Origin of the sequence: Acinetobacter sp. 809848, from assembly GCF_000581275.1 — a bacterium.
Classification (GTDB): domain Bacteria; phylum Pseudomonadota; class Gammaproteobacteria; order Pseudomonadales; family Moraxellaceae; genus Acinetobacter; species Acinetobacter pittii.
In genome coordinates, this window is record NZ_JEXG01000110.1 from 1 (window position 1) to 2,047 (window position 2,047).

Genomic DNA, 2,047 nt, shown 5'->3' on the forward strand with positions numbered 1-2,047 from the left:
ATCTCCCCAACTCAAATCAGCAGCAGAAGCCTCTACTCCCGCCGTTAAACTTAAAATTCCTAAAAATAATAATGACCTTTTCATGTCTTCAACATCCTTGTTAAGTGTTATAAGAACATGAAGAAATTGATCTAGACAAACAATGCCATAACTATAAAGTCGGTCTTTACAAACTGTGTTTAATCAAAAAATGAGCATAAAAAAAGACCACGCAGGAGCGTGGTCTATAAAATGGTGGCTATGACGAGACTTGAACTTGTGACCCCCGCATTATGAGTGCGGTGCTCTAACCAACTGAGCTACATAGCCGTAAACTGTGTGCGCATTATCTATAGTTCTGTATAGCAGGTCAATAGGTAAAAACCCTTAATGCCCATCAATTGAACAAATAAGATTCAGATCATCATTATTTGTTCTTTTTTTAGCATTTTTTTCTTTAAACAATTGATCGGCCACAGAAATATATTAAAGATCTAATACTAGTTTTTTACCTTTAGCTCTCGATACACAAATCATCATGCTCTTCTGTGAGGTCTTTTCTGCATCACTTAAGTATTGATCGAAATGCTCTGCTTCACCTTCTAAAATAGCAGTTTCACATGTACCGCATACACCTTCGCGACATAAGCATTCCACATCAATATTCAATGTTTCAATAGCTTGTAAAATCGTCTGGTTACTTTGTACTTCAATTTCCTGATTAGATTTAGCAAGTACCACCGTAAATGCTTCACCATCTTCAGGAACTGTTGAGGCAAATTGTTCCCAGTGAATGTATTCATCGCGGTAACGATGCTTGTTACAACAATCAATCACAGCATCAATCATGGGTTTCGGCCCACAAACATAGACATGTGTGCCTTTAGGTTGTGATGAAAGCAGTTCATCCAGATTTAATGAGCAACCTTCTGAGTCAACATAACTAAACACATGTTCTGCATGTTTCTGCTTTAACTCATCTAACAAGGCCGCATGTTCAGGTGAGCGATAAGCATAATGTAGTTCATACTCAGCACCACGCACTGCAAGCTCATCCATTTGAGGTAAGAATGGTGTAATGCCAATTCCACCTGCAATTAAAATATGTTTATTCCCTGTTTCAGCTAATGGAAATAAATTTTTGGGTTCTGAAATCTGGATTTCACAGCCTTCATTGCATTGATCATGCATAAAAACTGAACCGCCCTTACCTTCTACATCCTTACGAACACAGACTTGATAAGTCGATAAATCTTGCGTACAGCTCATTAGTGAATACGCATTTGAAAGTTGTTCATTCATTTTGACAATAATATGGCTTCCCCCACTAAATCGAGGAAAGTTCTGCCCATCTTGACGTTTGAACGTAAACCGTTTGATTAAAGGGGTTAGCTGTTCCACTTGAGTAACAACCGCTGGGAACATTTCATAATGATTAGCCATATTAGAATCCTTCTTTTACCGCATATTCTTGTTGTTAGGGCTTATCCTTAAAGCCCTAAACACATGTATTTAATGGTCATGAATTCTTCAAGACCATACTTTGAGCCTTCACGCCCAACACCTGATTGTTTCACACCGCCAAATGGTACAACTTCATTTGAAATTGCTGTGGCATTCATACCGACCATTCCATATTCAAGCTGTTCTGATACTCGCCATAAACGTGAGATATTTTCACTATAAACATAAGCAGCCAAACCAAAGATGGTGTCATTTGCTTGAGCAACAACATCAGCCTCATCAGTAAAGCGAATGAGGGGTGCAACTGGACCAAAAATTTCCTCTTGGACAATTTCCATCGTACGATCAACGTTAGTTAAAACAGATGGTTCATAAAAGGTTTGCCCTAAAGCATGCTGTTTGCCACCACAAGCGACCTTAGCGCCTTTACTAACTGCATCATCAATCAACTGCTGTGCTTTCAAAACAGCCTTTTCATTAATTAATGGGCCAATTTGCACGCCATCTTCAAGTCCATTACCGACTTTAAACTTTTGTACTTCTTGTACAAACTTTTCGGCAAAAGCTTGATAAATATTGTCGTGTACATAAATGCGGTTAGCAC

Annotated in this window: 3 protein-coding genes and 1 tRNA gene; all 4 read right to left on the reverse strand. The window is 38.5% G+C overall.

From position 1 onward, the window contains the following. The coding region (locus J536_RS26370; protein WP_228130730.1) for a hypothetical protein at nucleotides 1-84 on the reverse strand (84 nt) is incomplete at its 3' end. 148 nt (nucleotides 85-232) lie between these two features. Beyond that, nucleotides 233-309: transfer RNA gene (locus J536_RS23940), tRNA-Met, on the reverse strand. A gap of 156 nt (nucleotides 310-465) precedes the next feature. Beyond that, nucleotides 466-1,422 (reverse strand): carnitine monooxygenase, reductase subunit CntB, encoded by a 957-nt coding sequence (gene cntB / locus J536_RS23945; protein WP_032063818.1) that lies wholly within the window; start codon nucleotides 1,420-1,422, stop codon nucleotides 466-468. A gap of 47 nt (nucleotides 1,423-1,469) precedes the next feature. Continuing rightward, a partial coding sequence (locus J536_RS23950; RefSeq protein WP_032064229.1) for an aldehyde dehydrogenase family protein occupies nucleotides 1,470-2,047 on the reverse strand: 578 nt, incomplete at its 5' end.